The organism is Streptomyces hokutonensis (assembly GCF_000376565.1).
Lineage (GTDB): Bacteria > Actinomycetota > Actinomycetes > Streptomycetales > Streptomycetaceae > Streptomyces > Streptomyces hokutonensis.
Window position 1 is genome coordinate 159,277 of the sequence record NZ_BARG01000024.1, and the last position, 25,348, is coordinate 184,624.

Genomic DNA, 25,348 nt, shown 5'->3' on the forward strand with positions numbered 1-25,348 from the left:
CATCCAAGCACCGCCAGTCCTCCGCCGGCGGGCGGCTCGCGATGACCTGGCAACCGAAGTGCCCTGAGCGGACGAAAGGAAACCGGCCGGGAAGAGGCGCAGGCCGATCGGACGATCCGCCGTGTCGGCGTCCGGTCATCGGGTACGCGGATGCCACGCCTCACAAGGCAGGAGATGGAGCACTGTGCGTATCGCATTCCTGATGGCGCCCGAAGGCGTCGAGCAGATCGAACTGACCGAGCCGTGGCAGGCGGTCACCGACCAGGGCCACGAGCCGGTCCTCATGTCGACGGAGCCGGGACAGATCCAGGCGTTCCACCACCTGGACAAGGCGGACGTGTTCCCGGTGCAGGTCGTGGCGCGCGAGGCGCGGGCCGACACGTTCGACGGCCTCGTCCTCCCGGGCGGTGTGGCCAACCCCGACCTGTTGCGCACCGACGAGGACGCCGTGTCGTTCGTACGTGACTTCTTCGACCTGGGCCGTCCGGTCGCCGCGATCTGTCACGCGCCGTGGACGCTGGTCGAGGCGGACGTGGTCTCGGGCCGCACGCTGACCTCGTGGCCGAGTCTGCGCACGGACATCCGCAACGCGGGCGGGACCTGGGTCGACGAGGAGGTGAGCGTCTGCGGTCACGGACCCAACACGCTGGTCACCAGCCGTGGGCCCGACGACCTGAAGGCGTTCTGCGCGGCCTTCCTCACCGAGTTCGCCAAGGCCCGTAAGGACTCTCGGTGACCCACTTCGGGTCGGCCCGGGGCAGGGCAATTAGCGCAAGCGTTCGAGAATCGGTTGGGGCGTTAGCCGCCTCGATCACCGGGAACCCGTCCAACGCGGCCGAGCGGCCCGCCATATCAGGACGCTCGTAGAGGGGAGCCGATGGTGATCGAGGCGCGCGAAGGGGCGAGTGCCCTGGACGTTCGTGCCCTGGCGAAGCTGCTCCGCGAGCGCGTCGACGGCGAAGTCCGGTTCGACGCGGGCAGCCGGGGCGCCTACGCCACGGACGGCTCGAACTACCGGCAGGTCCCGATCGGTGTCGTGGTCCCGCGCACGATCGAGGCCGGCGCCGACGCGGTCGCGGTCTGCGCCGAATTCGGGGCACCCGTGCTCTCCCGAGGCGGCGGGACCAGCCTGGGCGGCCAGTGCACCAACACCGCCGTGGTCGTCGACTGGACGAAGTACTGCCACCGGCTCGTGTCGGTCGACGCCGACCAACACACCTGTGTCGTCGAACCGGGCATCGTGCTCGACGAACTCAACCGCCAACTCGCCGACCACCACCTCCAGTTCGGCCCCAAGCCGTCCACCCACAGCCACTGCTCGCTCGGCGGCATGATCGGCAACAACTCGTGCGGCGGCTCCGCCCAGGCGTACGGAAAGACCGTGGACAACGTCCGGCGCCTGGAGATCCTGACCTACGACGGCCTCCGCTGCTGGGTCGGCCCCACCTCGGACGAGGAGTACGAGGCGATCGTCGCGGCCGGCGGCCGGCGCGCCGAGATCCACCAGGGGCTCCGGCAGATCATCGACCGCACCAGGGCGGACGTACGCCGCGGATTCCCGCGCATCCCGCGCCGCGTCTCCGGATACAACCTGGACTCGCTGCTCCCCGAGAACGGCTTCGACCTCGCCCGCGCGCTCGTCGGCAGCGAGGGCACCCTCGTCACCGTCCTGCGCGCCGAACTCGACCTCGTGCCGGTGCCGCCGTACGAAGCCCTCCTCGTCCTCGGCTACGACGACATCTGCGCGGCCGCCGACGACGTGCCCCGGCTGCTGAAGCACAGCCGCCCGACCCAACTGGAGGCGCTCGACGGGCGGATGGCCCAGCTGATGCGCGAAGAAGGCGCCTATCTCGACTCGTTGAGCGAGCTGCCGGAGGGCGAGAGCTGGCTCCTGGTCCAGTTCACCGGAGACAGCCAGAGTGAAGTCGACGAGCAGGGACGGGAGTTGATCCGGGCGCTCGGACGCGACGAGGACGATCCGACGGTCGCGTTCTCCGACGACCCGGCGCGCGAACGCAAGATGCTCAAGGCCCGCGAGGCCGGCCTCGGCGTCACCGCACGGCCTCCCGACGGCCGCGAGACATGGGAGGGCTGGGAGGACTCGGCCGTGGCGCCCGAGGTGCTCGGCGACTATCTGCGCGACCTGAAGAAGCTGTTCGCCGCGTTCGGCTACGACCACCCCTCCCTGTACGGCCACTTCGGGCAGGGCTGTGTCCACACGCGCATCCCCTTCGAACTCACCACCGCCGAAGGGGTCGCGAACTTCCGGGAGTTCCTCTTCCGGGCCGCCGATCTGGTGGCCTCCTACGGCGGTTCGCTCTCCGGCGAGCACGGCGACGGGCAGGCGCGCGGCGAGCTGCTGCCGCGCATGTTCGGGAAGGAGGTCGTGGCCGCCTTCGGGCAGGTGAAAGCCCTGTTCGACCCGGACAACCGGATGAACCCCGGCAAGGTCGTCGACCCCCACCGCGTCGACGAGAACCTGCGCCTGGGACCCCTCTGGCGCCCCAACAGCCATGACACGCACTTCAGTTACCCGGACGACGACCACTCCTTCGACCGCGCGGTGCTGCGCTGCGTGGGCATCGGCAACTGCCGTACCCACGAAGGCGGAGTGATGTGCCCGTCCTACCGGGCGACCGGCGAGGAGGAGCACTCCACGCGCGGGCGGGCCAGGCTGCTGTTCGAGATGCTCGACGGACACGCGGACTCCGCGATCACCGACGGCTGGCGCTCCACCGAGGTCCGCGACGCACTGGACCTCTGCCTGGCCTGCAAGGGCTGCAAGTCCGACTGCCCGGTCGGGGTCGACATGGCGACCTACAAGGCCGAGTTCCTCTCCCACCACTACGAGGGACGCCTGCGGCCGGCGGCGCACTACTCCATGGGCTGGCTGCCGGTGTGGGCGCGCCTCTCGCGGTTGGCCCCCCGGCTCGTCAACGCCGCGCTCGGCGCCCCGGGCATCGCCCGCCTCGGCAAGCGCGTCGCCGGGGTGGCGGCGGAGCGCGACGCGCCCGTCTTCGCCGAGGAGTCCTTCGTCCAGTGGTGGCAGGGGCGGGGGAGCGCGGAACCCGACCCGGCCGACCCGCGCACCGTCCTGCTCTGGCCGGACACGTTCAGCACCTATTTCCACCCGGGCGTCGCCAAGTCGGCGGTACGGGTCCTGGAGGACGCCGGATTCAACGTCGCCGTCCCCACCCGGTCCGTGTGCTGCGGCCTCACCTGGATCTCCACCGGCCAACTCACCACCGCCAAGCGCGTGTTGAGCCATACCCTCGACGTACTGCGGCCTTGGCTTGAGGCGGGCACCCCGGTCATCGGCCTCGAACCGTCCTGTACGGCCGTCTTCCGCGCCGACGCCCCCGAGTTGCTGCCCGACGACCAGGATGTGCGGCGCCTGGCAGGGCAGTTCAGGACCTTCGCCGAGCAACTCCTCAACCACGCACCGGAAGACTGGCAGCCCTCGTCCCTCACCAGGTCGGCGACCGTGCAGACCCACTGCCATCAGCACGCGGTGACGAAGGACGACGCCGACCGCGAACTGATGCGCCGCGCCGGGATCGACGCCCGTGTCCTGGACGTCGGTTGCTGCGGACTCGCCGGCAACTTCGGCTTCGAGCAAGGCCACTACGACCTGTCCATGACCGTGGCGGAGCAAGGGGTACTGCCCGCCGTACGGGAGACCGCCCCCGGCGCACTCGTCCTCGCCGACGGCTTCAGCTGCCGTACGCAGATCGAACAGGGCGACACCGGCCGGCGCGCCCTGCACCTGGCCGAGGCCCTGGCGCTCGCCCTCGACGGACAACACCTCCCCGCCGATCACCCCGAGAAGCTCGCCGACCGGCCCGAGGGCTCCGCCCGGGACGGCCGTCTGCTGGCAGCGGGCGCCGCGGTCTCCGCCCTCGCGGTGGCAGCGGCCGGAACCTACCGGCTGCGCAACCGGCAATCAGCGCGATGAAAGGAACCCCCGTGTCCATCAAGGTGTCCGACTACGTTCTCCAGCGGCTCCGCGAATGGGACGTCGACCATGTCTTCGCCTACGCCGGCGACGGCATCAACGGCCTCCTCGCCGCCTGGGGCCGCTCCGACAACAAGCCGAAGTTCGTGCAGTCGCGGCACGAGGAGATGTCCGCGTTCGAGGCCGTCGGCTACGCCAAGTTCTCCGGCAAGGTCGGTGTCTGCGCGGCGACTTCGGGCCCCGGGGCGATCCATCTCCTCAACGGTCTCTACGACGCCAAGCTCGACCACGTCCCGGTCGTCGCCATCGTCGGGCAGACCAACCGCAGTGCCATGGGCGGCAGTTACCAGCAGGAGGTCGACCTGCTGAGCCTCTACAAGGACGTGGCCTCCGAGTACTGCGAGGTGGTGACCGTCCCCGAGCAACTCCCCAACGTCATCGACCGCGCCATCCGCACCGCGTACGCCAAGCGCACCGTGACGGCGGTCGTCATCCCCGCCGACGTACAGGAGTTGACCTACTCGGAGCCCACCCACGCCTTCAAGATGGTGCCGTCCAGCCTCGGCCTCACACACTCCGCGCCGGTCCCGCCCGCCTCGGAACTCGCGCGCGCCGTCGAGGTGTTGGACGAGGGCGAGAAGGTCGCGATCCTGATCGGGCAGGGCGCGCGCGGCGCCCGCGCCGAGGTGGAGGAGATCGCCGAGGTACTCAGCGCCGGGGTCGCCAAGGCACTGCTGGGCAAGGACGCGCTGCCGGACGATCTCCCCTACGTCACCGGTTCGATCGGCCTGCTCGGCACCCGCGCCTCCTACGAGATGATGCGCGACTGCGACACCCTGCTCGTGATCGGCTCCAGCTTCCCGTACACCCAGTTCCTGCCGGAGTTCGGGCAGACCCGGGCCGTCCAGATCGACATCGACCCGTTCATGATCGGGCTGCGCTACCCCTTCGAGGTCAACCTCGTCGGGGACGCGAAGGAGACACTCAGGGCCCTGCTGCCGCAGCTGAAACCGAAGAAGCACGGCTCGTGGCGCAAGAAGACCGAGATGGCCACGGCCCGTTGGTGGGACGTCATGGAGCGGCGGGCCGCCGTGGACGCGGACCCGATCAACCCCGAGTACGTCGTGCACACCCTCGACGCCCTCCTGCCCGACGACATCATCCTGGCCGCCGACTCCGGCTCCGCCGCCAACTGGTACGCACGCCATCTGCGCATGCGCGGCACCATGCGCGGCTCCCTGTCCGGCACCCTCGCCACCATGGGACCCGGCGTGCCGTACGTCATCGGCGCCAAGTTCGCCCACCCCGACCGTCCCGCGCTGGCGCTCGTCGGGGACGGGGCGATGCAGATGAACGGCATGGCCGAACTCATCACCGCCGCCAAGTACTGGCCCGAGTGGGAGGATCCGCGGCTGATCGTCGCCGTCCTCAACAACCAGGACCTGAATCAGGTCACTTGGGAGATGCGGGCCATGGCAGGTGCCCCGCAGTTCCTGCCCTCCCAGGCCCTCCCGGACGTGCCGTACGCCGACTTCGCCCGCTCGATCGGCCTCGACGGGGTACGGGTCGAGAAGCCCGGCGACGTGGAGGACGCCTGGCAGCGGGCGCTCGCCGCCGACCGGCCGTTCGTCATCGACTTCCGCACCGACCCCGCCGTACCGCCGATCCCGCCGCACGCCACGCTCGAACAGATCGAGGCCGCCGCCTCCGCCGTCCTCAAGGGCGACAGCGACCGGGCCGGCATGATCCGCCAGGGCCTGAAGGCGAAGGTCCAGGACATGCTCCCCGGCGGCAAACAGCGCCAGGACAAAACGGGGGAGTGATGGCCCCGCACACCGCCGGGGGCGGCGAGCCGCTCGTGGACCGGGTCTCGACCGCCGCGTACACCGTCCCCACCGACGCGCCGGAGGGCGACGGAACACTGACCTGGGACTCGACCACCATGATCGTGGTCCAGGTGCACGGGGGCGGCGCCACGGGACTCGGGTACACGTACGGCGCCGCCGGGACCGCCCACGTCGTCGAACACCAACTCGCCGACGTCGTAAGGGGCTTGAGTGTCTGGGACGTGCCTGCCGCCAACGAGGCGATGAGCCGGGCCGTCCGCAACGCCGGCCGGCCCGGCCTGATCGCCGGAGCCGTCTCGGCCGTGGACATCGCCTTATGGGACCTGAAGGCCCGCCTCCTCGACCTGCCGCTGATACGACTGCTCGGCGCGAGCCGTACCGACGTCCCCGTGTACGGCAGCGGCGGCTTCACGACGTACGACGAGCACCAGCTGGACCGTCAACTGCGCCACTGGACCAAGGAGTTGGGCATCCCCCGAGTGAAGATCAAGATCGGGGAGTCCTGGGGCCGGGCCGAGCGGCGGGACCGCGAGCGGATCGCACAGGCTCGACGGGGCATCGGCGACACGACGGAGTTCTACGTCGACGCCAATGGCGCGTACGGCCGGAAACAGGCGATCCGGATGGCCCGCCACCTCGACGAGCACGGCGTGACCTGGTTCGAGGAGCCCGTCTCCTCCGACGACCCGGCCGGCCTGGCGGACATCAGGGCAGCCGTCGCACCCGACGTGACCGCGGGGGAGTACGGCTACACCCTCGCCTACTTCGGGCACCTGCTCGGCGCCGGAGCCGTGGACTGCCTCCAGGCCGACGCCACCCGCTGCGGCGGCATCACCGTCTGGCTGCGCGCGGCGGCCCTCGCGGATGCGGCGGGACTCGAACTCTCCGGCCACTGCGCCCCGCACGTCCACGCGCACGCGGCGGCCGCGATTCCCAACCTGCGCCATCTGGAGTGGTTCCACGACCACACGCGCATCGAGGACCTCTTCTTCGACGGCACCCTCGACCCCCAGGGCGGCAGCATCCACCCGGGTGCCCAAGGCGCACCCGGCCACGGCCTGACCTTCCGCGCCGAGCGGGCGGAGAAGTACCGGACCGGGTGACCCGGCCTCGGCTTGCGGGACACACGACTCCCTCAGAGACGAAAAGGACGAGCATGAACCAGCAGACCGTCGTCATCACCGGGGCCAGCGCAGGCATCGGCCGGGCCACCGCGCGGCTCTTCGCCGAGCGGGGCGCGAACGTCGTCCTCCTCGCGCGCGGCAAGGCGGGCCTCGACGCCACGGTCGCCGACGTCGAGGAAAGGGGCGGCCGTGCCCTCGCCGTGCCCACGGACATGGCCGACCCCGAACAGGTCGAGGCCGCGGCCGTGGCCGCCGAGGAAGCCTTCGGGCCGATCGACATCTGGGTCAACAACGCCTTCACGTCGGTGTTCGCGCCGTTCATGGAGATCGAGCCCGCCGAGTACAAGCGGGTCACCGAGGTCAGCTACCTGGGATTTGTGCACGGCACCCGGGCCGCGCTCCAGCGGATGATCCCCCGGGACGCCGGCGTGATCGTGCAGGTCGGCTCGGCCCTCGGCGACCGGTCCATCCCTTTGCAGTCCGCCTACTGCGGTGCCAAGCACGCCGTCAACGGCTTCACGTCGAGTGTGCGCACCGAACTCATGCATCAGCACAGCCGGGTGAGCGTCACCGTGGTGCAGATGCCGGCGGTCAACACCCCGCAGTTCTCCTGGGTGTTGTCCCGGCTGCCGAAGCATCCCCAGCCCGTGCCGCCCATCTACCAGCCCGAGGTCGCGGCCCGGGCCGTGGTCAACGCGGCGGACCACCCGCACCGCAAGCAGTACTACGTCGGCGCGTCCACCGCCGCGACCGTCCTCGCCAACAAACTGGCGCCCGCCCTGCTGGACCGCTACCTCGCGCGCACGGGCTATGCGTCCCAGCAGACCGACGCGGGCGGTTCCGGCACCCGCCCGACCAACCTGTGGCACCCTGCGGACGAAGCCCCGGAACACGACTACGGCGCACACGGCACCTTCGACGAGACGTCCCACTCCCACTCGGCCGAGGCGGCACTCGCACGACACCCCGGCCTCGTGCTGGCCGCCGTGACGGGAGCGGCAGCGGCGGGTGTCGGAGCGGTCATCCGGCGCAGGCGACCGCGCTAGCTCGGACAGGGAGGCCGCTCAGTTCACCGGGTGGCCGGGGGCGATGCCGTGGGCGTCGTGCAGGGTCAGCAGAGGGATGCGGCCGACCGCGAGATTCTCCGTCGTCTCCGGCGCGAGCAGGAATCCGACGTGGTCGCCGCCGTCGATCCGGTTCTCGACGCGGCCCACGAACCAGGCAGGGGCCTCGTCGAGGATCACTGATCCGCCCGGTCCCCGGTGCCACGGGACGGCGGTGAACTTGTCCGTACGATCGCCGGTCTCCCCGCCGAAGAGCCGGGCCAGCCGGTCCTGGTCGCGACGGAGGAGATGGACCGCGAGTCGTTCGGCGCGTTCGGCGACCCGGTAGGTCCGGTTGGCCCTGGACAGCCAGACCATGAAGCGGGCGGGCCGGATAGAGCACTGCGAGGCGAAGCCGACCAGGCAGCCGGCTCGCTCCCCGTCGGCCTCGGCGGTCACGACGTACATCGGGTGGTCGAGCAGGTCGGTGAAGGGATCGAGATCGGTCACGGTGTTCGGCTCCCGTCACAAGAGATCGGATGTCGGCCAAGCGTTCAACGCTTCCGCGCCCCGGTCGGCCCACGACGCGCCGGCCGGTCGCGGTACGAGCCGAATGCCTGGGTACCCGGGACACCCCCGCCCATTCGAGACAGTGAGACCGCCGAGGAGAGCCACCGCGATGTCCCCCCAGTCCGAGCCCGCCCGGGAACACCACGACGCGGTGGGAGAGGCCGGCGCGAACGGCGCGGATCCCGGCCCGCCGGACGCCGTAGAGGAGTCTCGGCATGCGCCGCAGCAGCCCCCGCCCATGGAGTCACGCGGCGGGCGCAGACGGTCATGGGTGACGGTGGGATTCGCGCTGGGCCTGGGCGCGAGCCTGGCCTGGCTCGCCGTGCAGACCGTCCTGCGGGTCAGTTCGATGCTGACCCTGCTCCTGCTGGCCGTGTTCATCGCGGTCAGCCTGGAACCGCTGGTCCTGTGGTTCACGCGCCGGGGTCTGCGGCGCGGCTGGGCCGTCACGATCGTCCTGACGGGGTTCGTCGTCGTACTCGGCGGATTCCTGGCCCTGGTGATTCCGCCGGTGGCCAAGGAGATCGGCGCACTGGTCGACGCGGTGCCCGGGTGGCTGGAGCAGCTCCACAACCACCAGTCCACGATCGGCCGCCTGGAGGACCGCTTCCACCTGGTTGAGAAGGCCAAGGAGCAGATCGGTTCGGGAAGCGGAGCGTCCGGGCTGGCGGGCGGTGTCCTCGGTGCCGGGCAGATGGTGCTGAGTACGGTCACGTCCACGGTGATCGTGATCACGGTGACCCTGTACTGCATGGCCGCCCTGCCGACGATCAAGCAGTTCGGCCTGCGTTTCGTGGCGGCCAGCCGCCGTGAGCGCGTCGCGGGCGTGGCCGAGGAGATCATGGACCGGACGGGCAGGTTCATGCTCGGCAACCTCGTCACCTCGGGGATCGCGGGCGTGGCGACCTTCGGCTGGTGCGCGGCCACCGGTGTGCCGTACGCCGCCGCGCTGGGCGTCTTCACCGCCCTGATGGACCTGATCCCGATCGTCGGCTCCACGCTCGCCGGGATCGTCGTCAGCCTCGTCGCCCTCTCGGTGTCCCTGCCCATCGCGATCGCGACCGCGGTCTTCTACGTCGTCTTCCGGGTCGCCGAGGACTACCTCATCGTGCCCAGGGCCATGAAGTTCGCCGTCGACGTCCACCCGCTGGTCACGGTCCTGGCGGTACTCGTCGGCGGGGCGCTCCTCGGCATCATCGGCGCCCTCGTCGCCATCCCGGCGGCGGTCGCTGTCGGCCTGATTCTCGACGAGTACGTGTTTCCCAAAAGGGAGCGCAAATGACGCGGCGCCGAAATTGTGGTCGGGGGGACGTCGCGGCCCAGGCCGGCGAGGAACCGCGGTGACGGGTGAAGCCCTCGCCCGCCGCGAACTGCTCCAGCGTGTACCTCGCGGGCTCCTCGGTCCGGCTTTGTCGTTGAGATCCGACAGCCCGTGCGGGGGAGTCACGGCAGCGCCCAAGCTCCGCCCGGGCTGCTCGCCGGGTGCGATGATCATCCTCGTGTTTTCGCTGCCTGCCTTGGAGTGAGAGGACGAGAAGACGTGGATGTGTATGAAGCCGTGGACAGTCGCAGGGCCGTGCGGGCGTTCAGCGACGCGCCGGTAGCCAGAGAGGTACTCGAACGCGTGCTGGCAGCGGCGACGCGGGCTCCGTCGAGCGGGAACCTCCAGCCGTGGCGTGTGTATGTCGTGACCGGCGAGCCCTTGGCCGAGCTGAAGAGACGCGCGACGGCCAGGGCGCGGGCGGGAGACCCGGGCGATGAGCGGGAGTATCCGATGTACCCGGCCGAACTGGCCTCACGCTATCTGGACCGTTTCGCCGCGGCGGCCGCCCAGCGGTACGCGGCGTTGGGCATCGAGCGCGACGACCCCGCCCGGCCCACGAAGATCGCCACCCTGAACTCGGAGGCGTTCGGGGCGCCGGTCGTCCTGTTCTGCTACCTCGACCGGACGATGGGCCCCGGACAGTGGGGGGACGCGGGGATGTACCTGCAGACGGTCATGCTGTTGCTGAGGGCGGAAGGGCTGCACAGCTGCCCGCAGGTGATGTGGACGATGTACCGCGAGACCGTCGGTCAAATAGTCGGAGCTGACAACGGACTCGTGCTGTTCTGCGGTGTCTCCGTGGGATTCGAGAAGGAAGGCGTGCCGGCGCTGCGTACCGGTCGCGCGGACATGACAGAAACCGTGTCCTTCATCGGAGCATGACCCGCTGACCGCGTCATGCGTTCCCGGTCGGGGCCGATCGACCCGGTCGGGCCGATGTCTACGGCGTTGAGGTAGTGCGCGCCCGTGGTGTGGAAGGCGGGGTTGGCGCTCGTACGACGTGGATCATCGCCGGGATGCGATGCTTGCCGGCCGACTCCACCCGTGAGGCCGTGAGCCCGTGACGGGCCTGTCGACCTCCCTTGGTCGGCGGAGGGGTCGGGAAGGTCAGCGGTTCGGGGCGGGCTTCCGCGTGACGGTGTCGCCTGCGGGCAGGGCGCGGAGCATGGCCCTGTAGAGGTCGTCGTGTGCGGGCGAGGCGGGAAGGGGAGCCCGGGCCGGGGCCTCGAAGGACTGGATCATCAGGGCTACGACACGTCGCCAGGCGTCGGGAGCCGCGTCGCCGCAGGCGTTGACGACGCCGAGGTTGGCCATGTGCAGCAGCACCAGGTCCGGAGGGTCGAAGTCCTTGCGCAGTTGGGCGATCAACCTGCACAAGGAGCTGACCGACACCGGCATCCAGGCCGCCCACATCGGCATCGACGCGACGATCGGCACCCCCACCTTCTACGGACAGCCACGGGCCACGGCTGACCAACTCGCGCTCCTCCACTGGGACCTGCACATGAACCACCGCGACCAGTCCGAGCGAATCTTCAGAGGCTGACCCACGACTGTTCGTCCTGCCAGGAGCACCGCCCCCCCCTAAGCCGTCCCAGCATGTGCCCGTCGAGGAGACGCCATGACCTGTGCGGGCGACCGCGAGATCACACCGTGGCCACGGCCGTTCCCGAGCGGGCCACGTTCCGCCGTCCGGGTGCTGCGTACTCCGGGTGCGGAGGCATTGCGCATGTGGAACCGCCTTGTCGCACAGGCCAGTTGGGACGGCTGTCTGGGCGAAGGCCGCCGCCGATACCTCACCCATCGGTCCCTCCGCACGGCACCCGCCGTATGAATCCGCCGACGCACCGGGCCCGCGAGAGCGCAGCCCGTCATGACGCGCAGAGCCGTACACAGGTCGACGAGGGCATCACACGCGTCTTCCTGCTCCTCGGAAAGCGCTGGACCGGCCCCATCATGTCGGTCCTGATCATGGGACCGGCCTACTTCGCCGACCTGCGCCGGGCGATACCCGGAATCAGCGAGCGCATGCTTTCCAACCGGCTGGCCGAGCTTGCCGCCACAGAACTCGTCGTCCGCGAAGTGGACAAGGGGCCGCCCCTGCGGGTGTCCTACCAACTGACGCGAGCGGGTGCGGCGTTGGAGCCCGCACTCACAGAACTCGCAGAATGGGAGAGGACTCATCTTCCGGAGTCGAGTCGGCCGACCGATCGGTGAAGCCGCACGTCCGAGGGCGGCCGCAATGTCCAGGAGTCGCTCGGCGCACGGCAGACGGGTTCGCCGGGGCACCAGTCCAGCGCGCGGTGTGCGATCTCATGCTCGGCTGCTGCTGCGGCGGCTGTCTGCCGGGCGAGGGTGTCAGGTGCTCCACGACCGCCGCCACGCCTCCGACACCGGCCGTGCCTTCCATCAGTACGTCTCAACTCTTTTGCGAGAGGCGGGAGTTGACGGGGTTCACGACATGCTCGCCCACGTCCTGCTCGCCTTCACGGCGACCCGTCCGGCGTGCGGCGGCGGTCCTCGCTATCGGATGTCGTGGTCGGGGTGGGCCCGGTCGTACTCGTGCCGTGCCTCGGCGATGACGGCGCGGTGGGCGAGAGACCAGTCGGCGAGCGCTTTGACCAGGTGGGTCAGGCCGGCGCCGGTCTCGGTCAGGCGATAGTCGACCTGGGCAGGGACGGTCGGGTACACGGTGCGCAGGACGAGTCCGTCGCGTTCCAGCCTGCGCACGGTGAGGGTGAGCATGCGCTGGGAGATGCCGTCGATCGCGCGCTGCAGTGCGCGGAATCGGCGTGGCCCGCCGGCGAGTTCGACGATCACGAGTACCGACCACCTGTCCCCGATGCGGTCCAGGACGTCGCGGATCCCGCAGTCCGGGTGATCCTCCTGCCCGCAGGGGTCGAGGTCGGCGGGTGCCGGGGTTACCTCGGTGTGCGTGGGTGACATCGAAGTGCCTCCTTGTGGCCGGTGTGCGGGCGGATCAGGATCAAGCGTAGTTACCGAAGAGAACCACTACGGAAGACCGTGACTGACATGATCTTGGTGACCGGAGCGAACGGGAACCTCGGCTCGGCCACTCTCGCGGAGCTGCGCACACGCGGTGTGAACGCCACGGGCGGCAGCCGAACCCCGGGCGACGGGTTGCGGCGGCTCGATTTCGACGACCACGCGGGCATGGATCTTGCCGGTGTGTCGACCCTGGTGCTGATCTCCGCCGGCTACGCCGAGGACGACCAGGTCATCGGGCGGCACGCGGCCGTCCTGGACGCAGCAGCCCGAGACGGCGTCCGGCATGTCGTCTACACGAGCCTGACGGGAGCCGGTGACCATCTCGGTTTCGCACTGGCGCACCGCGCGACCGAACGGCTCGTGCGCGCCTGCGGTCTGCCGTGGACGATCCTGCGCAACGGTCTCTACGCCGAACTCTTCGGCGGCCTGATGATGTGGGCCGGGGACGCGGTGGAGTCCGCGTTCGGCGACGGCGCCCTGGCCGCGGTCGCCCGCGCGGACCTCGCCGAGGCCGCGGCGACCGTCGCGGCGGATCCGACACGGCACACCGGGCACACCTACGATCTGACCGGCACGCCCATCACGGCAGCTCAGGTGGCCGACCGGCTCGGAGTCCCGCACCGCACCATCGGCATCGGCGAGTACCGGCGCAGACTGCTCGAAGAGATGCCGGAACTGCTGCCGTTCCAACCGCCCATGCTCACCTCGATCGCGACCGGTATCCGGCACGGCTTCCTGGCCGGCACCGGCCCCGACCTCGCCGACTTCCTCGGCCACCCCGTTCGCGACCCCCTGGCTGCGGCCGTCGCAACCGCGGCTGCCATGAAACGGTAGGAAGCCGCACAACGGCAGGCCACCCGCACCCGCACCCGCACCCGCAACCACACGGTCCTCCCGGCGATCGCGAACCGCGATCGCACCCAGCGGCGTAGGTCCTCCACTAAGAACCGCTCATCGGCCGCGAACCGTTCCGCGTCGAAGACCGGCGAGTACTCCTTGAGCCGCAGCGTCTCGTCCGCGGGCCCGTGTACGCCGACGATCACCGTGGGCGGCAGGCCCGCCGCATCGAGAAACTCGCCCCAGCGTGCGACCCCTTGTCCGTCACCGGCGAACACGACCGCCCCGGACGCACCGGGCGGGACGTAGACCGTGACCTGCCGGCCGCCGCCGTAGTCGAGCGTCTCGGCGACCAGTTCTCCCGCTGCCGGGTCCGCATGTGGCGGTCACGGCACCGCTTCAGGAACACCGTGTGACAACAGCCTCCTTGCTCTTCTGCGCGAGGTCCCGGAGCAGCAGCGCCGCCCCAGCCTCCTGTTCGCCCGGCCGGGTCCGGTTGCCCTGGTCGAAGCATCGTCCGTGGCATCGACCGGCATCCGGTCGGTCTGTCCGATCCCGATGGACCTCGCTGCCGCTACTGCGGCGGTGAGTGTGGTGGCGGGCGATGCCGTGATCGGTTGCTGGGCCTGGCCGACCCGTATCTTCGAGGGGTTTCTCCGGCCCGTGAATCCACTGATGACGTCCAATGGATCCCGACGGACTGGGGATGAGGGCGGTCGGTCAGCCCGCTGCCGGGCCCTGCGGGGCATCCGCGCGCACGAACCCGCGGCTTCGTTCCACCTTCGCCACGTGCAGCGTGTAGGCCTGATACCACTGGGCCCGCCCGCGATTCTGTGCCGCGCGATGCTCGACGTCGGTCCGCCACTCCTTGAGCGCGTCGGCGTCACGGAAGTAGCTGACGGTGATGCCCAGCCCGCCAGGAGTCTGGGCGTGGTCCATCCCCAGGTAGCCGGGGACGCTCTTCACCGACTCCTCCAAGTGCGCGCTGGTCTCGCCGTAGTCGCTCTGGTCCTGGGTGCGCACCGTGGTGAACACGGCCGCGTAGTAAGGGGGTTCATGGGCCTCGACGGGCGTGACGGGCAGGACGGTCGCTGCCGGGAGAGGCGGGGCGGGTCGCCGCGCCTCCACCTCTATCTCGATCTTCATCCGTGGGTCGGAGAGACCGCACACGAGCATCGTGGCGGCGGGCCGCACGTCGCCGAAGCAGCGGCGCAGGACCGGCCGGCAGGGTTCGAAGTCCTCGCGGTCGGGCAGCAGGTAGCGCACGCGCACCACGTCCGCGAAGGTGCATTCCGCCTCGGCCAGTGCGGCCCCGATGTTGCGGAGGCACTGCTCGGCCTGCTCCACGACGTCGTCGGAGATCGTCATGGTGGCGTAGTCGAACCCGGTCGTCCCGGACACATGCACCCGGTCGCCGTCGACCACGGCACGGGCGTAGCCGATCCGCTCCTCGAAGGCCGAGCCGCCGAGGATCGCGCGTCGCTCTGTCATGCGCCGAACGCTAAGCGGCCGTCACCGATACGTCTAATACGGCCAGTTGCATGGTCTGATATCTCTGCGCGTATGGAACGCCCCGAACTTCCCCTGCCGCAGCTGCACGCCTTCGTCGTGCTCGCGGAGGAACTCCACTTCGGCCACGCGGCCGCCCGCCTGGGCATCGCCCAGCCGCCGCTGAGCCAGCAGATCCGCCGCCTGGAGGACAAGGTCGGCCACGAGCTGTTCACCCGCGCCCCGGGGCATGTCGCCCTGACCCCGGCCGGCAACGAACTGCTGCCCGCCGCCCGGCGGGCGCTCACCGACCTCGCGGACGGCCTGGCCGCGGCCCGGGCCGTCGGCAGCGGCCGGGCCGGCCGGCTGCGGATCGGCTTCGCCGCCTCCCTCGCGCTGACGGTCCTGCCCGGCCTGCTGCGCGCCTTCCGTGACCGGTTCCCCGGCGTGGACCTGGACATCCACGAGATGACCACCGCTCCACAGCTCGCCGCCCTGCACGAGGGGACCATCGACATCGGTCTGCTGCGGGAACCTCCCACCGACGAGACAGAGCTCGGCTTCGCCACGGTGCTCACCGAGCCTTTCGTCGCCGTGCTGCCGTCCACCCATCCGCTGGCCGGCCAACGGACCGTCCGGCTCGCGCAGTTGGCGGACTCGCCCTTCGTGCTGCTGCCCCGCGCGGTCGGCCCGACCCTGCACGACCAGATCATCGGCCTGTGCACCGCGGCGGGGTTCGCACCGCGGATAGTCCAGCACGCGGTGGAGTGGCAGACCGTCTGCGCCCTCGTGGAGACCGGTCTGGGAGTCTCCGTGGCTCCGGCGAGCATCCGACGCATCCGCCTCAAAGGCGTCGCCTTCCGCCGGATCGAACCCGGCACCGCCCGCACCCGAGTGGCCGTCGCCTGGCGCAAGAACGACCGCAATCCCCTGGTCGCACGTCTGCTGGCGACCGTCGGACAAGATCCGCCGCCGTAGGTCGAACGTCCCTCTCACGGTCCCGTAAGCCGGAGCCACTACACTCGCCTCCCCTGACCGCTCACGCGTGCGCGGTCGGCTCCCGCTGCCGCGGGCATTCATTCATCGGGGGAGACCCATGCGGGATCCAGAGCAATCCGGGCCGGACGCCGGCCCGGCTTTCGAACGGCTCCTGTGCCGGGCGCTGGATTCCGGGCGGGTCAGGGAGGCGCTGGGCCGGTCCTGCGGGAAGCTCGACCGCGAGTGCCTGCGGACGCGCGCGCTCCGGGAGCGCGCCGCGATCGCCGAGGCGGCCGCGGCCGAGTACCGCGAGTACGTGGAGGCCGGCGGCCGGCAGGACGCCCGTGGGGACACCGGCGCCCCGGCCGCGGCCGGCAAGCGGGGCGGTGGCTGGCTGATGGCCGCGCTCGCCTTCGTGGCCGTCGTCGCGGTCGCGTTGCTGGCACTCGGGTTCACGCTGCGGGCCTTTGTCGGGCGGCCCTACGTCGGCGACGGCGTGATGACGGCAGGACTGATCGTCGGTGCCGTGGCCGTGGGGGCGATCGTGGGCGACCTCGTCTGGTCGTGGAAGGCACCGGCCCACGACCGCCCGGGCGCGGATGAAGTCCCGTCCGAAGAGGGAGCGGCCGAGGGCGGCTGGATACAGGAGGAGTGGGAACTCGCCCTGCTGGAATGGGGATTGGTGCCGTTCCTGCTCGACTGCATCGAGGAGCCGGGAGTGCTCGAACAGGACAACCGGCCCGCGCGCTGACGCGTACGGGCCGGTCGGCGCGTCAGGGGCTGGTGGCGCTTGACGGGTTCGTCGGCGGAGTATCCGCCGAGCTGTGGTCGGGGGAGAACAGCGCCACGCCGACCAACAGCGCACCAAGGAAGATCAGCACGGCGGCGACCGTGACCACCATCCGCGAGGTCCGCGAAGTCTGCGACCGGCGTCCGGAGGTGGCGCGGACCCCCTCGCGCGGCCGGCGCCGCGTCCGGTGGGCCGGAGCGGTGTTGCCGGTGGAGGTCGGGAAGGCGTACGTGGTCACCGAACCGGCAGCCGTGTTCGTCCTGGGCTCGCCGACCGTCTCCCGGGGCGTCGCACGTGGCGCCGGCCGGGGAGGCGGTGCGGCTGCGGGGAGGGGCTCGGGATGTCCTTTCCAGGCGCCGGTGGCGAACCAGTTGGCCGCCTGACCCGCCGTGGGGCGGTCCTCGGGCCGCTTGGCGAGCAGCCCGAGCAGGTAGTTCTCGAAGGCGGGCGGCAGCCCGACGCCCAGCTCCCGTGGTGGCACGGGGGGCGTGTCGAGGTGGTGATGGAGGACGGCGATGGCGCTGCTCGCGCGGAACGGCGGCTGTCCGACGAGGAGTTGGTAGAGCACACAGCCGAGCGAGTAGACGTCGGACGGCGGCCCTGCGGGCTGGCCGAGGGCACGCTCGGGGGCGATGTACAGGCTCGTCCCGACGATCTGGCCGGTCGCGGTGAGAGCGCCACCGGGGTCGTTCATGAACTGCGCGATCCCGAAGTCGGCGATCTTCACGGACCCGTCGGCGTCGAGGAGCAGGTTGCCGGGCTTGATGTCCCGGTGCACGATGCCCTGTTCGTGGGCGGCGGCCATCCCGGCGGCCGAGTGGGCGGCGATGCGGGCCACCTGCTCGGCCGGCAGGGATCCCGCCTGGGCGAGCACATGGGAGAGGCTGTCGCCCTGGACCAGTTCCATCACCAGGAACAGCCGGCCCTCCTGCTCGCCGAAGTCGAGGACGCCGACCACATGGGGGTGGCTGAGCCGGCCCGCCGTCTGCGCCTCCAGACGGAAGCGGGCGGCGGCGGTGGGTTCGGAGTTCTGGGCGTGCAGGAGTTTGACGGCCACGGGTCTGCCGCCCACCTCGTCGTACGCCTGCCAGACCTCGCCCATCGCGCCGCGTCCGATGGCGACGTGCAGCCGGTACCGGCCCGCTATCAGCACCTGTTGTTTCATCCTCACGCAGTGAGACCGACTCGACCGCTGCGGCCCATGTCCCTTTGCAGGAACGGGTGTTGGTGGGGAGTCCGCAGCTTCCCTACCCTACTGGCGGGTCGGGGGTGTTCGCCCACGATCGGGGATCGGCGGTCGGACCGATCGGGCCGGGCCGGGTGTCAGTGGCGGCTGGCAGCATGCACTCCATGACCACAGCCACCGCGGCCGACTACGGCTGGACAAGCTCCTCGACATCACCGTTCCGCTATGCGCTGGAGAGCGGGTACATCCTGACTCTGGTGCGGGGAGTCGCCCCCGCGGAACTGCTCGCCCTGGCGGGAGCCGAGCCGACGGGCGTGTGCGAAGGGCTCGACGAACTGATCGAGGGACATCAGGAGCTCCTCGAAGAACCGGATGACGGGGACGGCCCCTACGTTCTCGCGGGAGCGTGCGTGGTCCAGGGCGAGGAAGGCGACTGGACCCTCGCCCTGGCCCTCGGTGGGGATTCATGGCCGCCCGGATTCATGGAAAGCCTCTCCGCCGGGACCCGTGCCGTCTCCCATTCGAGCAATGGCGGGAAGCCGATGCACTTCTTCCACTGGTACGAGAACGGGGAGTTGCGCACCGGGTTCGAATGGCCCCCGGTCAGAAGCGGCAGCACCCCGGACGAGCTCAACAACCTGATCTGCGAGGTGGGTCTGGGCCTCACGGACGAGGAAGCGTCCCGTGTCGATCGCAAAGCCGCGGTGTTCGCACTGGCCGAGCGCCTCACCGGAGTCCGGGTGACCGCGGAACTGCTGGCACTGGCCGAATACCGGACGGCCGAAGTACCCGAGGAGCCCGCCGAGGAGTGGACGAGCATCACCGTCGACATCACGGATGCGTACGGCGTGCGGACCTATGCGCATATCGAAAATGATGGCTGATAAGGTCTGGATTCATGAGCGGAAACATATATGTGGGGAATGCGGGCAAGGATGCGCCGCTGGACAGCGGTTGGCTCCTCGGGCATTTCAAGGCCGCCGACGATCCTCGCCACACCGACGCCGTAGAGGTCAAGTGGGGAATTCATCCACAGGGCGACGAACGGCTGGAATGGGTGAGAGGTGATGAGCGGACCGCGCTCCTGGTGCTCGTCAGCGGCCGGTTCCGGGTGGAATTCCCGGAGCGCAGTGTTCTTCTGGAGAAGCAGGGGGATTATGTCGTGTGGGGTCCCGGAGTCGACCATTCCTGGTTCGCTGAAGAGGAATCCGTTTTGGTCACTGTTCGGTGGCCGTCCGTATCCGGTTATGCGGTGGCACGGGAATAGCGAAGAGGAATGGCCGGCGTCCGGGCCCGTCAGGCGGCGGGCTCCGGGGTCGGATTTCCGTAGTAGGCGTCGGGGCCGTGTTTGCGGGTGTAGTGGCGGGCCAGGAGATGCGGGGGAGGCGGGGCGGTGGGGGAGAGCGCCAGGGTCTGGATGGCCATCTCGGCCACGGCCTCGCAGATGATGGCGTGTTCCAGGGACTTGCGGGCGGTGGCGCCCCAGGTGAAGGGACCGTGGTTGGCGACGAGGGCGGCCGGGACCTCGGCCGCCCTGCGATCGTCGCTGGCCAGCAGGTCGACGATCACGCGCCCGGTGTTGTACTCGTAGTCCTTCGCGCACTGGTCGGCGGTGAGGTCAGGGGTGCAGGGGACGGGCCCGTTGAAGGTGTCGGCGTGGGTGGTGCCCAGGACCGGGATGTCACGGCGGGCCTGGGCGAAGGCCACCGCGTGGGTGGAGTGGGTGTGGGTGACCCCGCCGATGGAGGGGAAGGCGAGGTAGAGGCAGCGGTGGGTCTCGGTGTCGGTGGAAGGGCGCAGGTCCCCGGCGACGACCTTGCCGTCGGACAGCCGGACGGTCACCAGGTGGTCGAGGGCGAGGTCCTCGTAGGGGACGCCCGAGGGCTTGATGACGAACACGCCCGCCTCGCGGTCGACGCCGCTCACATTGCCCCAGGTCAGCGTCGCAAGACCGACCTGGGGGATGGTCAGATTCGCGTCCAGTACCTCTTGCCGCAGGCCGTCACGGACTCGTGCGGTCATCGGTCGTCTCCTCGAAGATGGATCAGGAACATGGGGGTCAGAGGGCCTGGGCGAGCCGGTGATACGCGGCGTTCCAGCGGATCTCCTTGGTGAACTGCCCGGTGCTGGTCGTCTCGTCGATGGTCAGCAGCTCCACGCCCGTCATCGCCGCGTAGTCGGTCAGGGTCTCGGTGTCGACGGCCGAGCTCAGCACCGTGTGGTGCGGGGCACCGGCGAGCAACCAGCTCTCGGCGGACTCGGCGAGGGAGGGGCGCGGCTTCCACACGGCCCGGGCCACCGCCAGCCGGTGCAGGGGCTCGCTGGGGGTGACGACGTCGACCGTGTTGGCGGTCAGCCGGAAACGGTCGCCGAGATCGGAGAGGCCGACGACGACGGCGGGGCCCGGGGCCGCGTTGAAGACGAGCCGGACCGGGTCCTCGCGGCCGCCGATGGACAGCGGGTGGATCTCGCAGCTCGGGCGGTCGGCGGCGATCGAGGGGCAGACCTCCAGCATGTGGGCGCCGAGGATGCGCGGGGTGCCGGGGCCGAGGTGGTAGGTGTAGTCCTCCATGAAGGAGGTGCCGCCCGGCTTGCCGGTGCCCATGACCTTCATCGTGCGCAGCAGCGCGGAGGTCTTCCAGTCGCCCTCGCCGCCGAAGCCGTAGCCGTCCGCCATCAGGCGCTGGACCGCGAGACCGGGCAACTGGCGCAGCCCGCCCAGGTCTTCGAAGTTGGTGGTGAAGGCGGTGAAGCCGCCCTCGGTGAGAAAGGTGCGCAGACCGATCTCCTGGCGGGCCGCGTACACGAGGGAGTCGTGGCGGATGCCGCCGGGGCGCAGGGCCGGGACGACGTCGTACAACTCGACGTAGTCGGCGGCGAGTTGGGCGGCCTCCTTGTCCTCTACTTGATCGACGACGGCGACCAGGTCGTTGACCGCGTAGGTGTTCACCGAGTAGCCGAACCGCAGTTGGGCCTCCACCTTGTCGCCCTCGGTCACGGCGACGTCCCGCATGTTGTCGCCGAAGCGGGCCAGCCGCAGGGTGCGCGAGGCGTGGCGGCCCACGGCGGCCCGTGCCCAGGCCGCGACGCGGTGGACGACTCTGGGGTCGGTGGCGTGACCGGCGACGACCTTGCGGTCGATGCCGAGACGGGACTCGATGTGCCCGAACTCCCGGTCGCCGTGGGCGGCTTGGTTGAGGTTCATGAAGTCCATGTCGATGCTGGGCCAGGGCAGCGACAGGTTGTACTGGGTGTGCAGATGCAGCAACGGCCGGTCCAGGGCGCTGAGTCCGGCGATCCACATCTTGGCCGGCGAGAAGGTGTGCATCCACACGATCACGCCCACGCAGGTGTCGGAGGAGCTGGCCTCCTGGCACAGCCGGCGGATCGCGTCGGCGTCGGTGAGGACCGGCTTCCACACGATGCGGACCGGGATCTTCCCGGGGCCACCGAGGATCTCGGCGATGCTGCGGGACTGCTCGGCGACCTGGTGCAGGATGTCGTCGCCGTACAGGCCCTGGCTGCCGGTGAGAAACCAGATCTCCTGGTCCGGGTAGGGGGAGGCTGTGGTGTCCATGAGAGTTCCTTTCAAAGGGAGTTGACCGCCGGGCGGGGCGTGGCGCTCAGGCGGAGGCCTCGGTGCGGAGACGGCGCAGGCGGTGCATGACCTCGTTGGCGCCACGGCCGAAGTAGTCGTGCAGCAGCCGGTATTCGGCGTACAGCCGGTCGTAGGCGGCGGCCCGCTCGGGGTCGGGCTGATAGACGGCGGGCCGGGCCTTGGCCATGGCGTGGGCGGCGGCCCGGATGTCCGCGTGCGCGCCGGCCGCGACCGCCGCGTGCATCGCCGCACCGAGCGCGGGACCCTGCGCCGAGTCGATGACACCGAGGGGCAGACGGGTGACGTCGGCGTAGATCTGCATCAGCAGCGGGTTCTTCATCAGGCCGCCCGCGACGATCAGTTCACGGACCGGCACGCCCGAGGTCTCGAACGCCTCGATGATGGTGCGGGTGCCGAAGGCGGTGGCCTCCAGCAGCGCCCGGTAGACGTCCTCGGGCCGGGTGGACAGGGTCAGGCCCACCACGACACCGCTGAGGTCGTGGTCGACGAGCACGCTGCGGTTGCCGCTGTGCCAGTCCAGCGCGATCAACCCGTGCTGGCCCACTCGCTGTTCGGCCGCCAGCGCGGTGAGGTGCTCGTGCGGATCGCGGCCGAGTGCGGCGGCCTCCTCGGCGTACGAGGCCGGGAAGCCGGTGCGCACGAACCAGCCGAAGATGTCCCCGACGCCGCTCTGCCCGGCCTCGTAGCCCCACAGTCCCGGCAGGATGCCGCCCTCAACAACCCCGCACATGCCCGGCACTTCGGCCCACTGGTCGCTGCTCATGACATGGCAGGTGGAGGTGCCCATGATGGCGACCATCCGGCCGGGTTCGACGGCGGTGGCGGCGGGGGCGGTCACATGGGCGTCGACGTTTCCGACGCACACGGCGATGCCCTCGGGCAGGCCCGTCCAGGCCGCCGCCTCGGCCGTCAACCCACCGGCGCGGTCGCCGAGTTGACCGATCGGCTGGTCCAGCTTGTCGATGACGAAGCCGGAGAAGTCGGGGTTGAGCGCGGCCAGATAGTCGCTGGAGGGGTAACTCCCGTCCTGGAGCTGGCCCTTGTACCCGGCGGTGCACGCGTTGCGGACATAGGAGCCGGACAGCCGCCACACGATCCAGTCGGCGGCCTCGATCCAGCGCTCGGTCAACTCGTAGAGTTCCGGGTCCTCTTCGAGCAGCTGGAGGGCCTTGGCGAACTCCCACTCCGAGGAGATCTTCCCGCCGTACCGCTTGAGCCAGGGTTCCTTGCGCGCGTCGGCCAGTGCGGTGATGCGGTCCGCCTGGGCCTGCGCCGCGTGGTGGCGCCAGAGCTTGACGTAGGCGTGCGGGCGGCCCGCGAACTCCGGCAGTTCGCACAGAGGCGTGCCGTCGGCGAGGACCGGCAGGACCGTACAGGCGGTGAAGTCCGTGCCGATGCCGACGACTTGGTCAGGGCGTACGCCGGAGCGGGCCAGTGCTTCGGGTACCGCGATGCGCAGGACGTCGATGTAGTCGGCGGGGACCTGGAGCGCCCAGTCGGGCGGCAGCGGGGTGCCGTCGGGGAGCTGCCGGTCGAGGACGGCGTGGGTGTACGGGTGCTCGGCGACGGCCAGTTCGGCGCCGTCGGCGACCCGGACCACCACAGCCCGCCCCGACAGCGTGCCGTAGTCGACTCCGATGACGTAGGTGTCGAGGTTCGCGTGGTCCTCGTGCGGTGCGTTCACAACCGGCCGTCCTTCTGCTGATCGGTGATTCGGTGTGCCCTGGCGGGCCTGGCCGACGGAGACCAGGCCCGGTCTCGGGCGGGGCCTACTGGACGAGCTTCCAGTCCTGCGAGCCGTCCGTCAGCGCGGTCTGCAGGGTGAGTTGCGCTCCGGCCGTCGCGCCGGTCAGGTACAGGCTCGTGTTCTTCACGGACTGCAGTGTGTAGAACCCGTCGCTGTTCTTGACGAGGTTCCAGCTGCCGGTGGAGCTGTTGTCGACCCACTGGCCGATCTTCTGGCCGGCCGTGGCGTTGCCCGTCCAGATGGCGGCCGCCCTGCCGCCCGACTTGTTGAGCAGGGTCGTACCGCCCTGCGGTTCGGTCACCACGTGCCAGTACTCGGTGTCCGGGTCGGCCGCCGCGCCGGCGTCCTCCAGGACCACGTCGGGCACGTTCCCGTTGCCGAGGTTGGCGTCGTTGGTCCTGTTGCCGGTGCCGATCACCTGGCCGGTCTTGCGGTTCACCAGCTTGTAGTAGGCGCCGTCCGAGTGCCCGAGGTCGACCTCGGCGTAGGCGATCGTGGACGTGCCCTGGTTGTTGAGGATCGCTACGCGGCCGGTGCCGTCGACGTACTGGAGATTGCGGCTGTAGCCGGCCGGCGAGGTCGTCTGGTACTCGGTCCACACTCCGTCGCTGCGCCCGCTCCTGTTGACCCAGACGTCGCCGCTGCCCGCCGCGTTGTAGACCAGGCGTCCGTCGGGGAGCCGGACGATCACCGGGCTGCCGCCGCCCGGGAGCGGGCGGGAACCCGCGACGACGGGCAGTGAGCCGACGGACATGCCGGTCTGGGTGCCGCGGAAGAACTTCAGCGGGTCGTCGGCGATCGCGTACCGGGTGTTGGCCCCGCCGCCCCAGTACTCGAACGTCAGCATCCAGCGGCCGTCCGTCGTGGGGACGACATTGGTCATGCCCGGCCGTCCGCCGCCGATCTCCGTCTTGCCGCCACCCATGTCCTGGGTGGAACCGGAGATGTCGACGACCGGGTCGCTCCACTTCGAGTCGCCGCCGTCCCAGGTCTTGTGCACGAGGACCTGGCCGTGCGAGTCGGCGGCGGTGTCATTGGCCGGGTCGAGCCTCGCGACACCGGTGACCGGGTCGAAGCCCGTGTAGTCGTTCTCGTCGGAGTAGTAGCAGACGAGCTTGCCCTTGTAGACCATCAGGTACGGCTCCCACAGGGGGTCGACCTGCTTGTCCGTGTTGGCGGTCGCGACGTTCTGGCCGATGGCGCCCGCGCTGCCGCCCTGCCACCCACCGGTGGCGATGACGTTGACGACCTTCCAGGTCTGGCCCTCGTCACCGCTCGAATACAGGGCGATCGCCAGGTCCTTGCGGTCCCCGTCGTTGTTCGGCGTCCAGTTGGGGTCGGCCGCCTTGTGCTCCTTGTAGTAGTAGTCGTCGCCCGACACGACACTCGCCAGGAGCAGCGTGCCCTTCTTCAGGCTGCCGACCTTCTGCGGAAGGACGTAGAGATAGGGGTTGGTCCAGTTGCTGGTGTACTTCGCGTACCGGGGGTCCTTGGAGAGATACGCCGGAGCCTTGACCTCCGACAGCGGCTGCCAGCTCGTGCCCTCGTCGTCGCTCTTGTAGACCGGGAGGGTCTGCCCGTCGGCGCTGCCCGACGCCGGCACGACCGTCGACTTCTCGAAGGACGCGACGAGCCGGCCGCTCGGCAGCTGCGCCGACTTCGGGTAGATCGCGCAGTTGCCGCGCCCCTTCAGGCAGGCGTCGCCGCCGAGTTGGTAGAGAGTCCCGCCCGTCGGGTTGTACGCCTGCGCACTGACCAGGGGGATGGCGAGGATCGCGGATGTAGCGGCAAAGGTTCCGAGGGCTCGTCCAAGCCGTCTTCTCTGCATGGC

General features: G+C 70.1%; 24 protein-coding genes and 1 pseudogene. 15 read left to right on the plus strand and 10 right to left on the minus strand.

Annotated features, from left to right (window positions below):
- Positions 1-184: 184 nt before the first annotated feature.
- From SSP08S_RS12735 to SSP08S_RS12755, 5 genes are all read left to right on the plus strand, one after another.
- Positions 185-736 (plus strand): type 1 glutamine amidotransferase domain-containing protein, encoded by a 552-nt coding sequence (locus tag SSP08S_RS12735; protein WP_026178434.1) that lies wholly within the window; start codon positions 185-187, stop codon positions 734-736.
- Between the two features lie 141 nt (positions 737-877).
- Complete coding sequence (locus SSP08S_RS12740; RefSeq protein WP_019067983.1) at positions 878-3,955, plus strand: FAD-binding and (Fe-S)-binding domain-containing protein; 3,078 nt, start codon at positions 878-880, stop codon at positions 3,953-3,955.
- Positions 3,956-3,966: 11 nt separating this feature from the next.
- Positions 3,967-5,778 (plus strand): thiamine pyrophosphate-requiring protein, encoded by a 1,812-nt coding sequence (locus SSP08S_RS12745; protein WP_019067984.1) that lies wholly within the window; start codon positions 3,967-3,969, stop codon positions 5,776-5,778.
- Positions 5,778-6,905 (plus strand): enolase C-terminal domain-like protein, encoded by a 1,128-nt coding sequence (locus SSP08S_RS12750; RefSeq protein ID WP_019067985.1) that lies wholly within the window; start codon positions 5,778-5,780, stop codon positions 6,903-6,905. Before SSP08S_RS12745 ends, SSP08S_RS12750 begins: the two co-directional genes overlap by 1 nt.
- A 53-nt stretch (positions 6,906-6,958) precedes the next feature.
- Positions 6,959-7,972 (plus strand): SDR family oxidoreductase, encoded by a 1,014-nt coding sequence (locus SSP08S_RS12755; protein WP_019067986.1) that lies wholly within the window; start codon positions 6,959-6,961, stop codon positions 7,970-7,972.
- 18 nt (positions 7,973-7,990) lie between these two features.
- Here SSP08S_RS12755 and SSP08S_RS12760 read toward each other — a convergent pair whose 3' ends face one another.
- Complete coding sequence (locus tag SSP08S_RS12760) at positions 7,991-8,479, minus strand: flavin reductase family protein (RefSeq protein ID WP_019067987.1); 489 nt, start codon at positions 8,477-8,479, stop codon at positions 7,991-7,993.
- 169 nt (positions 8,480-8,648) lie between these two features.
- On the opposite strand from SSP08S_RS12760, the gene SSP08S_RS12765 reads away from it, so the two are divergent.
- Positions 8,649-9,821 (plus strand): AI-2E family transporter, encoded by a 1,173-nt coding sequence (locus SSP08S_RS12765; RefSeq protein ID WP_245607871.1) that lies wholly within the window; start codon positions 8,649-8,651, stop codon positions 9,819-9,821.
- A gap of 258 nt (positions 9,822-10,079) precedes the next feature.
- Positions 10,080-10,745, plus strand: a complete 666-nt coding sequence (locus SSP08S_RS12770; RefSeq protein ID WP_019067989.1) for a nitroreductase — start codon at positions 10,080-10,082, stop codon at positions 10,743-10,745.
- Between the two features lie 225 nt (positions 10,746-10,970).
- On the opposite strand, the gene SSP08S_RS12775 is transcribed toward SSP08S_RS12770, so the two are convergent.
- Complete coding sequence (locus SSP08S_RS12775; RefSeq protein ID WP_245607872.1) at positions 10,971-11,231, minus strand: hypothetical protein; 261 nt, start codon at positions 11,229-11,231, stop codon at positions 10,971-10,973.
- Here SSP08S_RS12775 and SSP08S_RS12780 point away from each other — a divergent pair.
- Both SSP08S_RS12780 and SSP08S_RS12785 read left to right on the plus strand, forming a co-directional pair.
- The gene (locus SSP08S_RS12780) at positions 11,212-11,409 is read left to right on the plus strand and encodes a hypothetical protein (RefSeq protein WP_019067991.1); all 198 of its coding nucleotides are present in this window, start codon (positions 11,212-11,214) and stop codon (positions 11,407-11,409) included. The genes SSP08S_RS12775 and SSP08S_RS12780 overlap by 20 nt on opposite strands.
- A 284-nt stretch (positions 11,410-11,693) precedes the next feature.
- Entirely contained in the window at positions 11,694-12,080 is a 387-nt protein-coding gene (locus tag SSP08S_RS12785; protein WP_019067992.1) for a winged helix-turn-helix transcriptional regulator, read from the plus strand.
- Positions 12,081-12,386: 306 nt separating this feature from the next.
- On the opposite strand, the gene SSP08S_RS12790 is transcribed toward SSP08S_RS12785, so the two are convergent.
- Positions 12,387-12,809, minus strand: coding sequence for a winged helix-turn-helix transcriptional regulator (locus tag SSP08S_RS12790; protein ID WP_019067993.1), 423 nt, complete (start codon positions 12,807-12,809; stop codon positions 12,387-12,389).
- An 87-nt stretch (positions 12,810-12,896) separates the two neighbouring features.
- Here SSP08S_RS12790 and SSP08S_RS12795 point away from each other — a divergent pair, with 87 nt between their 5' ends.
- Positions 12,897-13,706, plus strand: coding sequence for an NAD(P)H-binding protein (locus tag SSP08S_RS12795; RefSeq protein ID WP_019067994.1), 810 nt, complete (start codon positions 12,897-12,899; stop codon positions 13,704-13,706).
- A gap of 191 nt (positions 13,707-13,897) precedes the next feature.
- Positions 13,898-14,125 carry a hypothetical protein gene (locus tag SSP08S_RS12800; RefSeq protein WP_019067995.1) on the plus strand — a complete coding sequence of 76 codons (228 nt, stop codon included), beginning with the start codon at positions 13,898-13,900 and terminating at the stop codon, positions 14,123-14,125.
- A gap of 304 nt (positions 14,126-14,429) precedes the next feature.
- Here SSP08S_RS12800 and SSP08S_RS63345 read toward each other — a convergent pair whose 3' ends face one another.
- Positions 14,430-14,792, minus strand: coding sequence for an antibiotic biosynthesis monooxygenase family protein (locus SSP08S_RS63345; RefSeq protein ID WP_439654574.1), 363 nt, complete (start codon positions 14,790-14,792; stop codon positions 14,430-14,432).
- Positions 14,793-14,816: 24 nt separating this feature from the next.
- Positions 14,817-15,200, minus strand: a pseudogene (locus SSP08S_RS63350) (RidA family protein); the annotation flags it as partial.
- A gap of 72 nt (positions 15,201-15,272) precedes the next feature.
- Here SSP08S_RS63350 and SSP08S_RS12810 point away from each other — a divergent pair.
- Together SSP08S_RS12810 and SSP08S_RS12815 are read left to right on the plus strand one after the other, a co-directional pair.
- Positions 15,273-16,175 carry a LysR family transcriptional regulator gene (locus tag SSP08S_RS12810; protein ID WP_019067997.1) on the plus strand — a complete coding sequence of 301 codons (903 nt, stop codon included), beginning with the start codon at positions 15,273-15,275 and terminating at the stop codon, positions 16,173-16,175.
- A 118-nt stretch (positions 16,176-16,293) separates the two neighbouring features.
- Positions 16,294-16,926, plus strand: coding sequence for a hypothetical protein (locus SSP08S_RS12815; RefSeq protein WP_019067998.1), 633 nt, complete (start codon positions 16,294-16,296; stop codon positions 16,924-16,926).
- A 22-nt stretch (positions 16,927-16,948) separates the two neighbouring features.
- Here SSP08S_RS12815 and SSP08S_RS12820 read toward each other — a convergent pair whose 3' ends face one another.
- On the minus strand, positions 16,949-18,118 hold the full coding sequence (locus SSP08S_RS12820; protein ID WP_019067999.1) for a serine/threonine-protein kinase: 1,170 nt from the start codon (positions 18,116-18,118) through the stop codon (positions 16,949-16,951).
- Positions 18,119-18,315: 197 nt separating this feature from the next.
- On the opposite strand from SSP08S_RS12820, the gene SSP08S_RS12825 reads away from it, so the two are divergent.
- Positions 18,316-19,035, plus strand: coding sequence for a DUF6461 domain-containing protein (locus tag SSP08S_RS12825; protein ID WP_043259427.1), 720 nt, complete (start codon positions 18,316-18,318; stop codon positions 19,033-19,035).
- A gap of 14 nt (positions 19,036-19,049) precedes the next feature.
- Positions 19,050-19,418, plus strand: a complete 369-nt coding sequence (locus SSP08S_RS59245) for a cupin domain-containing protein (RefSeq protein WP_078532417.1) — start codon at positions 19,050-19,052, stop codon at positions 19,416-19,418.
- A 29-nt stretch (positions 19,419-19,447) separates the two neighbouring features.
- Here SSP08S_RS59245 and araD read toward each other — a convergent pair whose 3' ends face one another.
- From araD to SSP08S_RS12845, 4 genes are all read right to left on the minus strand, one after another.
- Entirely contained in the window at positions 19,448-20,173 is a 726-nt protein-coding gene (gene araD, locus SSP08S_RS12830) for an L-ribulose-5-phosphate 4-epimerase AraD (protein ID WP_019068001.1), read from the minus strand.
- A 37-nt stretch (positions 20,174-20,210) separates the two neighbouring features.
- Positions 20,211-21,728 (minus strand): L-arabinose isomerase, encoded by a 1,518-nt coding sequence (gene araA, locus SSP08S_RS12835; protein ID WP_019068002.1) that lies wholly within the window; start codon positions 21,726-21,728, stop codon positions 20,211-20,213.
- A gap of 46 nt (positions 21,729-21,774) precedes the next feature.
- The gene (araB, locus tag SSP08S_RS12840; protein ID WP_019068003.1) at positions 21,775-23,454 is read right to left on the minus strand and encodes a ribulokinase; all 1,680 of its coding nucleotides are present in this window, start codon (positions 23,452-23,454) and stop codon (positions 21,775-21,777) included.
- Between the two features lie 85 nt (positions 23,455-23,539).
- Positions 23,540-25,345, minus strand: coding sequence for an RICIN domain-containing protein (locus SSP08S_RS12845; protein ID WP_019068004.1), 1,806 nt, complete (start codon positions 25,343-25,345; stop codon positions 23,540-23,542).
- Positions 25,346-25,348 lie beyond the last annotated feature (3 nt).

Bases quoted from the DNA above. Each gene is read 5' to 3' on its own strand.
- SSP08S_RS12740 (WP_019067983.1), top strand. From the start codon at position 878: ATGGTGATCGAGGCGCGCGAAGGGGCGAGTGCCCTGGACGTTCGTGCC.
- SSP08S_RS12750 (WP_019067985.1), top strand. From the start codon at position 5,778: ATGGCCCCGCACACCGCCGGGGGCGGCGAGCCGCTCGTGGACCGGGTC.
- SSP08S_RS12755 (WP_019067986.1), top strand. From the start codon at position 6,959: ATGAACCAGCAGACCGTCGTCATCACCGGGGCCAGCGCAGGCATCGGC.
- SSP08S_RS12765 (WP_245607871.1), top strand. From the start codon at position 8,649: ATGTCCCCCCAGTCCGAGCCCGCCCGGGAACACCACGACGCGGTGGGA.
- SSP08S_RS12785 (WP_019067992.1), top strand. From the start codon at position 11,694: ATGAATCCGCCGACGCACCGGGCCCGCGAGAGCGCAGCCCGTCATGAC.
- SSP08S_RS12790 (WP_019067993.1), bottom strand. From the start codon at position 12,809: ATGTCACCCACGCACACCGAGGTAACCCCGGCACCCGCCGACCTCGAC.
- SSP08S_RS12795 (WP_019067994.1), top strand. From the start codon at position 12,897: ATGATCTTGGTGACCGGAGCGAACGGGAACCTCGGCTCGGCCACTCTC.
- SSP08S_RS12810 (WP_019067997.1), top strand. From the start codon at position 15,273: ATGGAACGCCCCGAACTTCCCCTGCCGCAGCTGCACGCCTTCGTCGTG.
- SSP08S_RS12815 (WP_019067998.1), top strand. From the start codon at position 16,294: ATGCGGGATCCAGAGCAATCCGGGCCGGACGCCGGCCCGGCTTTCGAA.
- SSP08S_RS12825 (WP_043259427.1), top strand. From the start codon at position 18,316: ATGACCACAGCCACCGCGGCCGACTACGGCTGGACAAGCTCCTCGACA.
- SSP08S_RS59245 (WP_078532417.1), top strand. From the start codon at position 19,050: ATGAGCGGAAACATATATGTGGGGAATGCGGGCAAGGATGCGCCGCTG.
- araD (WP_019068001.1), bottom strand. From the start codon at position 20,173: ATGACCGCACGAGTCCGTGACGGCCTGCGGCAAGAGGTACTGGACGCG.
- araA (WP_019068002.1), bottom strand. From the start codon at position 21,728: ATGGACACCACAGCCTCCCCCTACCCGGACCAGGAGATCTGGTTTCTC.
- SSP08S_RS12845 (WP_019068004.1), bottom strand. From the start codon at position 25,345: ATGCAGAGAAGACGGCTTGGACGAGCCCTCGGAACCTTTGCCGCTACA.